A 7,579-nucleotide genomic window follows, 5' to 3' on the forward strand; every position below is an offset into this window, starting at 1 on the left:
AGGCATCGTGCGACGCCGGATACCAACGCTGTTGTCCGCGGCGACGATCCTCCTGGCCGCCGGATGCGCCGTCTCCGAGGGCGGCGCGAACTCCCTCGTTTTCGTCTCCTACGGCCAGGGCGCCTACCAGGCGGGCCAGCGCTCGGCCTGGTTGAACCCGTACACGGAGAAGACCGGCACCACGGTCACGATCGACGGCCCGTCCAGCATGGCCAAGCTCAAGGCGATGGTCGAGGCGGGCAAGGTCACCTGGGACGTCGTCGACACCGAGGCGTCGTCGGCGGCCCAGGCGTGCGGCACCCTGGTCGAGCCGGTCGACATGGGACCGCTGGCCGCGGCGTTCCCCCGGGACACGCTGACGCCCTGCGGCATCCCGGACGCGTTCTTCGGCATGACGCTGATGTACAACGCGAACGTCTACGGCGATCATCCGCCGTCGCGGCTGGCCGATTTCTTCGACCCCGCCAAGTTTCCCGGGCGGCGGATCATCTACGGAAACGACCCGAGCGTCGGCACGCTGGAGGCGGCGCTGCTCGCCGATGGCGTCCCGAAGGACCGGCTCTATCCGCTCGACGTGCCGCGCGCGCTGGCGATGTACGACCGCATCCGGCCCGAGCTGTCGATCAGCGACACCTACGGCGATCAGCAGCAGCGCATGGCCGGGGGACAGGCGGATCTGGCGCTCATCGTCAGTGCCCGCGCCTATTCACTGCTGAAGACCGGGGCCACCAACTGGAAGGTGGTCTCCGGCGTGCCGATCCCGGTCACCTGGGATGTTTTGGTGGTACCCAAGGGATCCCGCCGGGCGGAGGAGGCAAAGCAGCTGATCCGCTACGCCGCCGAGCCCGCGCAATCGGCGGCGTTCGCCGAGCGGGCCGGGGTGGGTCCCGCGAACTCCGCGGCGAAACCCCGCTACCCGGAAATCGCCCGTGCTCTGGACATCTGGGGGGACGACAAGGAGGACCTGCGCGTGCTCAGCGATGTGAAGTGGTGGGCGGCCAACCGGACCAGGGTCGTGAAGACCTGGTCGGACTGGAAAACCGGATGACCGCCGTGGTACCGGGGAGAGCGACCCGCCGCGTCGCCGCGTCCTGGTTGTTGTTTCCCGCGGCGGCGGTCCTGCTGGTGTTCTTCTGTTACCCGCTGGCCGTGATCCTGTGGCGCAGTTTTTCGGAGCCCGGCTTCGGCGTCGCCAACTACCTGGCCGTGCTCGGCGACAAGGTGCAGATCCGCGTCGTGCTCCGGACCCTGCGGACGGCGTTGATCATCACCGCCGCGACGCTGGTCATCGCCTATCCCTACGCCTACGCGATGAGCCGCGTGGGCAGGCGGGCCCGCGGTCTGCTGACGCTGCTGGTGCTGATGCCGTTCTGGACCAGCGTCATGGCCCGCAACTTCGCCTGGTACGTACTGGAACAGCGGGGCGGGGTGATCGAAAAGCTCTTCGGCGCCGTCGGGATTCATGGCGTGAGCCTGCTCGGTTCGGTGGCGGGGGTGACCGTCGCGATGGTGCAGGTGATGCTGCCGTTCATGGTGCTGCCGCTGCAGAACACCATGCTCGGCATCGATCGCAGCCTGCTCCACGCGGCTCGCAGTCTCGGCGCACGCGGGCCCGTCGCGTTCCTGCGGGTGTATCTGCCGCTGTCGATGCCCGGTGTGCTCGCGGGGGTTTCGGTGGTGTTCATCATGTCGCTGGGCTTCTACCTCACCCCGGCACTGCTCGGCACACCGCAGCAGGCGCTGGCCGCGCAGGTGATCGGCACCAGGGTCAACGATCTGCTCGACTTCGCGGGCGCCGGCGCGCTGGGCGCGATCCTGCTCGTGCTCACGTTGATCGTGCTCGCGGTGATCAGCCGGATCGCCGCGCCGCTCGGCGCCAGCATGACGGGAGGTACGGACCGTGGCTGACTCCGTCACCCGCGTCGCCCGCAAGGAACGCACTCTCGGCGTCGGGCTGCGGATCTGGGTCGTGCTCGTCGGGTTCGTCCTGATCGCGCCGACGCTCGTGGTCATCCCGATGAGTTTCGGTGCGGGCTCGACCTTCCAGTTCCCGCCGGATGGCTGGTCGCTCCGCTGGTACGGCGAGTTCTTCGGCAGCAAGCAGTGGCTGGCGTCGCTGGCCAACTCCGTCCAGGTGGCACTGCTGGCGGCCGCGCTCGCGACCGTGTTCGGCGTCGCGGCGGCGTTCGGGCTCGACCGGGCCCGCTTCCGCGGCCGCGGGGCCGTCCGGCAGCTGCTGATGGCGCCGATGATCCTGCCAGGGATCGTCGTGGCGGTCGCGATCTACGGGGTTTTCCTGCGGTGGCAGCTGAACGGCACCATGCTCGGGTTCGTGCTGGCCCACACGGTGCTCGGCGTGCCGTTCGTGATCACCTCCGTGCAGACCAGCCTCGCCGGCTACGACCCCGTCATGGAGCGGGCGGCCGCCAGCCTCGGCGCAAACCGGTTCACGACGGTGCGGAAGGTGGTCCTGCCACTCGTCGCGCCCGGCGTGATGTCCGGTTTCGTGTTCGCCTTCGCCACTTCGTTCGACGAGGTGGTCATCGCCCTCTTCCTGCAGACACCGGACATCAAGACGCTGCCGGTGAAGATGTACGAGTCGATCGTGCTGGAGATCGACCCGACCATCGCCGCCGCGTCCAGTCTCATCGTCGTGTTCACGACGGTCCTGTTGCTCGTGCCCCAGTTCCTTCGCCGACGGAGCCACCATGACTGACGATCACCGTTTTGACGAACGCCGCTTTGACGAACGCCGCTTTGACGAACGCAGCGGGATCACCACCGCGCACGTGACCAAGGCCTATCCCGGCGTCGACCGTCCGGCGGTGGACGACGTGTCGCTGCACATCGCGGACGGCGAGTTCATGACCTTCCTGGGCCCGTCCGGTTCCGGGAAGACCACGATGCTGTCGATGATCGCCGGGTTCACCCCGCTCACCGCCGGGTCGATCACCGTCGACGGCCGCGAGATCTCGCGCCTCAAACCCCACCGGCGTGACCTCGGCGTGGTGTTCCAGCAGTACGCGCTCTTCCCGCACATGACCGTGTCCCGCAATGTCGCGTTTGGACTTGCCCGCCGCGGACGGCCGCGTGCCGAGATCGAGCAGCGGGTAGCCGACGCGCTGGAGATGGTCGGGTTGTCCGCGGTCGGTGACCGCTTTCCCCGTCAGCTCTCCGGCGGGCAGCAGCAGCGGGTGGCGCTCGCCCGCGCCGTGGTCTACGAGCCGAGGGCGCTGCTGATGGACGAACCGCTGGGAGCGCTGGACAAGAAGCTCCGCGACCAGCTCCAGCGGGAGATCGCGCGGATGCACCGGCAGCTCGGCATGACGTTCCTGTTCGTGACCCACGACCAGCAGGAGGCGCTGACGCTTTCGGATCGGATCACGGTCTTCAACGAGGGCCGCGTCGAACAGGTCGGCACCCCGGAAGATCTTTACGAGCGGCCGGAAACGCTCTTCGTCGCGCAGTTCATCGGCGAGTCCAACGCGCTGCGCTTCACGCCGGGAGAGGTGACGATCGTGCGTCCGGAACGCGTGACTTTGTATGCGGAGAGCCAGGTTCCGGCCGGGCACCAGCGTGCCGGCGCGGTGATCACCGACGTCGTCTACGTCGGCGACCACAGCCGGGTCTGGCTCCGCTACGGCGACGGCACCAGGGGGTGCGCGATCCTCCCCGCCGGTGCGGTCCACGAACACCGGCCCGGCGCCGACGTCGTGGTGGCCTGGCATCCCGAACACCAGGCCGTCGTCCCGGACGCGGGTCTTGCCGGAAGCGTCGCGTCATGACCGATCTGCTGTTGCGGGGCGGCATCGTCCGCACTTTCGACGGTCCCGGCGTCGTGAGCGCGGTGCTGATCCGCGATGGTGTCGTCCACGCCGTCGGGGACGACGAGACGGTGTCCGCGGCCGCGAACTCCGGCGCCCGAGTGGTTGAGCTGCAAGGGAAAACGGTCGTCCCCGGGATCAACGACGCGCATCTGCATCTGGCCTGGCACGCGCTGAGCGGTCCGGAGTTCTGCGTGGACCTCTCGGCTGCCGGTGACTTGGCCGCGGTCGCTTCGGCGCTGGCCACCGCGCCGGACGGCGAGTGGATTGCCGGCCGCGGCTGGCGGGAGACGACCATCGCGGAGTTCGCGGCGGGATGCGCGGTTCCGTCCCGTTCCTGGCTGGACGAGGTCACCGGCGATCGCCCGGCCGTGCTCCACCACGCCTCGTCGCATTCGGTGTGGGTCAACAGCGCCGCGCTGCGACGGGCCGGGATCACCGCCGCCACACCGGATCCGCCCGCCGGGGAGATCGTGCGCGACGAGCACGGCGAACCGACCGGGCTGCTCGTGGAAAGCGCGCAGGACCTCGTAGCGCGACTGATTCCACGGCCCGGCAGGGAAGAGCGGCTCGACGTGATCGTCCGCGCGATGCGGCGTCTCAACGGGCTCGGCGTCACCAGCGTGACGGATCCGATCGTGACGCCCGAGCTGTGGCGGGACTACCAGGACCTGCACGCCGCGGGCAGGCTGACCGTGCGGGTCAACGCGCTCCTGCACTGGGACTGGCCTTCTCCGACCACTTCGGCCGCGAGCCTGCGCCGTGCACTGGAAAGCGCGTCGTTCGGCGGTGACGACCTGTTGCGCGCCGGGGGCATCAAACTGTTCGCCGACGGCGTGCCGACCCATTGCACGGCGTGGATGCACCAGCCCTACCCGGACGGCAGCCACGGCGATCTGGTCACCGTGGGGGACAGCACCGAGTCCAGAGTGGACGAACTGCGCGCGCTCGTCGCGGCGGCACAACGGAAACGCGTCCAAGCGCAGGTGCACGTGACCGGCGATCGCGCCGCCGACGCCGTGGTGGACGCGATCGAGGCCGCGGCCGCCGCCGACCCGTGGCCGGAGGCACGACATGTGCTGATCCACGGCACGTTCCTCTCGCCCGCGGTCCACGAACGGTTGGCACGGCACGGAATCGGCGTCATCACCAGCTCGCTCATGCGCACCTACAGCGGCCCATCGATGGTGCGCACCGTCGGCGAAGCGCAATGGGCACGGGCCTTCCCTGCGCGTGCCCTGCTGGACCACGGAGTGTCCACTGCAGACAGTTCGGACGCCCCAGTCACCCAGCCCGACTGGCGGCGCGGCGTCGCCACCTTCACCGGCGCTCCCGGCCCCAACCCCTTCGGACCCCCGGCGCCCGCCGACCGGCTGAGCCGGGAAGAGGCGCTGCGCCTGTGGACGTCGGGGCCCGCCTGGATGGAGAACGCCGACGGCGTCAAGGGGACGCTGGCCCCCGGACGGCTGGCCGACCTGGCCGTGCTCGACGCCGATCCCGTCACCGCCTCCGCCTCCGAACTTCTGAACCTGCGGTCGGTACTGACCATCGTCGGCGGCCGCGTAGTGGTGGGCTGAAGGGGACTTTCCTCGCACCGGATGAGCTGAAGGGGACTTTCCTCGCATGTAACGAGACGAAAGTCCCCTTCAGCTCTTCGGGACGGTCGCGGTCCAGCCGTCTTCGAGCAGGGCGAAGATCGTCTGGACGTCGCGTTCCGGCTTGGGGCGCCGGTAGACGATGTCGCCCGCTTCGAGCGCGAACCGCGCCAGTGCCGTGCAGACGACGTCGTCCGCGGGCGCGCCGAGGTCCTCGGCGATGGCGCGTGCCAGCGCGGTCTCGTGGCGTAACCACATGTGGCGGCTGTATTCCAGCAATGCCGGGGTTTCCTCCACCATCCGGAGGAACGCGGCGACTTCCGCGTTCCCGTCGGCCGTGGGCGCCCCGTGCCGGCAGTTATCGCACAGGGCGGCCGGGATCGACTGCCCGGCGGGCCGATCGCGGACCGCCGCGACGAGCGCGGCCTCGATGTCGTCTTCGAGGTCGAAGACCAGGGCTTCCTTGCGGGGGAAGTGTTTGAACAACGTGGTCACGGCCACGTCCGCGGCGTCGGCGACCTCCTTGACGCTGACGTTGTCGTAGCCGCGCTCGAGGAACAGCTTCAACGCGGCGTCGGCCAGTGCCTGGCGGGTCTGGGCCTTCTTCCGCTCCCGGCGGCCGATCGGTTCGTTCACCCGCTCACTCTAACCCAACGCGCAGCGAAGTCAAAAAGCTAGTGATTGCACTTTTGAAGTGAGTGTGGTCTTCTGAGGGCATGGACACCACCACTCGTATCGCCGTCGTCGGCGCGGGGCTGGGCGGCCTCGCCTGCGCCCGCGGCCTCCAGCTCCACGGCAGGTCCGTCACCGTCTTCGAACGGGAGCCGTCACGGCACGCCCGTTCGCAGGGCGGGACCCTGGACCTGCACGCCGACACCGGCCAGGCCGCCCTGCGCGCCGCGGGCCTGTTCGACCGGTTCCACGCGCTGGCCCGGCCCGAAGGCCAGGAGCAGCGCACACTCGACCCGGTCACGACCGAACTGCTGCGTCACGACCAGCCCGCCGAAACCGACGACTACGCGCCCGAAATCGACCGCGGCCAGCTGCGGGACATGTTTCTCGACTCGCTCGCCGAAGGCACTGTCCACTGGGGACACACCGTCACCGGGGTCGAGGCGCTGGGCGACGGCACCGCCGGACTCCTCTTCGCCGACGGCACTACGCAGGACTTCGATCTGGTCGTCGGGGCGGACGGCGCCTGGTCCCGGATCCGTCCGGCGGTTTCCGCCGCGACGCCCGCGTACACCGGCAACACCCTCGTCGAGACGTACCTCGACGACGTCGACACCCGGCACCCCGCGCTGGCGCGGCTGGTCGGGAACGGGACCATGGTCGCGAGTTCAGGCGGCCAGGCATTGATCGCCCAGCGCAACAGCGGCGGTCACGTCCGCGTCTACGCCGATCTGGCGGTTCCGGTGGACTGGCACGTCACCGCTGGTCTGGATCTCGGCGACGCCGAGGCCGTGCGCGCGTACCTGCTGCGTGTCTTCGACGGCTGGCACGACGATCTGCTCGGCCTGCTGCGCGAGAGCGAGGGCGGGTTCGCCAACCGGCCCCTGCATGTGCTCCCGGTCGGGCACACCTGGGCGCACGTACCCGGGATCACCCTGCTCGGCGACGCCGCGCACCTCATGCCGCCGGTCGGCGTCGGGGCCAATCTCGCCATGCTCGACGGCACGGCCCTCGCGGACGCGATCGCCACGCACACCGACCTCGATGACGCCGTCCGCGCCTACGAGAGCGTCATGATCCCGCGCTCTGCCGCGGCCGCTCAGGCCGCCGCCGAACTGATGGAGGTACTGGGGGAGGACGCGCCCGTCGACGTGGACGCGATCCGCAGGCAGCTCAACGACCGGATCCTGAACGCGCGGTGACGGACGGGCCGAGGGTGTTCTCCCGCAGCGCGGACGCGGGAATACCGAGCAGGAGGATGACGCCGCCCAGCACGACGACCCCGGCGCTGATCTGCAGGCCGAGGTCCAAGGAACCGGTGGTCGTTTTGATCCAGCCCAGTAACGCCGGGCTGGTGGCCGCGGCGAGCGAACCCATCGTCGTCACCATGGCGATGCCGCTGTGCGCCGCCCGGGGGGGGGGGGGGTTGGGGGGGGGGGAGAAGAAACAACAAGGTGGGGTTTGAAAAAGATACGCGGGCGCCGAAAA

General features: G+C 69.6%; 8 protein-coding genes. 6 read left to right on the top strand and 2 right to left on the bottom strand.

The genetic code is table 11. The annotated features are described in order from the left end of the window. Window positions 1–7: 7 nt before the first annotated feature. The 5 genes from ACFWY9_RS19285 to ACFWY9_RS19305 are packed head-to-tail and all read left to right on the top strand — an operon-like array spanning window position 8 to window position 5,401. Complete coding sequence (locus ACFWY9_RS19285; RefSeq protein WP_378339419.1) at window positions 8–1,048, top strand: extracellular solute-binding protein; 1,041 nt, start codon at window positions 8–10, stop codon at window positions 1,046–1,048. Next, window positions 1,045–1,908 carry an ABC transporter permease gene (locus ACFWY9_RS19290; protein ID WP_378339420.1) on the top strand — a complete coding sequence of 288 codons (864 nt, stop codon included), beginning with the start codon at window positions 1,045–1,047 and terminating at the stop codon, window positions 1,906–1,908. Before ACFWY9_RS19285 ends, ACFWY9_RS19290 begins: the two co-directional genes overlap by 4 nt. Beyond that, on the top strand, window positions 1,901–2,716 hold the full coding sequence (locus tag ACFWY9_RS19295) for an ABC transporter permease (RefSeq protein WP_378339422.1): 816 nt from the start codon (window positions 1,901–1,903) through the stop codon (window positions 2,714–2,716). Before ACFWY9_RS19290 ends, ACFWY9_RS19295 begins: the two co-directional genes overlap by 8 nt. Next, entirely contained in the window at window positions 2,709–3,785 is a 1,077-nt protein-coding gene (locus ACFWY9_RS19300; protein WP_378339424.1) for an ABC transporter ATP-binding protein, read from the top strand. The genes ACFWY9_RS19295 and ACFWY9_RS19300 overlap by 8 nt, the downstream gene beginning before the upstream one ends. Next, window positions 3,782–5,401 carry an amidohydrolase gene (locus ACFWY9_RS19305; protein ID WP_378339425.1) on the top strand — a complete coding sequence of 540 codons (1,620 nt, stop codon included), beginning with the start codon at window positions 3,782–3,784 and terminating at the stop codon, window positions 5,399–5,401. The genes ACFWY9_RS19300 and ACFWY9_RS19305 overlap by 4 nt, the downstream gene beginning before the upstream one ends. 69 nt (window positions 5,402–5,470) lie before the next feature. On the opposite strand, the gene ACFWY9_RS19310 is transcribed toward ACFWY9_RS19305, so the two are convergent. Further along, window positions 5,471–6,055: a TetR/AcrR family transcriptional regulator gene (locus ACFWY9_RS19310; RefSeq protein WP_378339426.1), complete on the bottom strand. Its 585-nt coding sequence runs from the start codon at window positions 6,053–6,055 to the stop codon at window positions 5,471–5,473. Window positions 6,056–6,135: 80 nt separating this feature from the next. On the opposite strand from ACFWY9_RS19310, the gene ACFWY9_RS19315 reads away from it, so the two are divergent. Beyond that, the gene (locus tag ACFWY9_RS19315; protein ID WP_378339427.1) at window positions 6,136–7,293 is read left to right on the top strand and encodes an FAD-dependent oxidoreductase; all 1,158 of its coding nucleotides are present in this window, start codon (window positions 6,136–6,138) and stop codon (window positions 7,291–7,293) included. On the opposite strand, the gene ACFWY9_RS19320 is transcribed toward ACFWY9_RS19315, so the two are convergent. Next, complete coding sequence (locus ACFWY9_RS19320; protein WP_378339429.1) at window positions 7,265–7,480, bottom strand: hypothetical protein; 216 nt, start codon at window positions 7,478–7,480, stop codon at window positions 7,265–7,267. The two genes, ACFWY9_RS19315 and ACFWY9_RS19320, sit on opposite strands and share 29 nt — an antisense overlap. Window positions 7,481–7,579 lie beyond the last annotated feature (99 nt).

Origin of the sequence: Amycolatopsis sp. NPDC059027 (assembly GCF_042739735.1) — a bacterium.
Taxonomy (GTDB): domain Bacteria; phylum Actinomycetota; class Actinomycetes; order Mycobacteriales; family Pseudonocardiaceae; genus Amycolatopsis.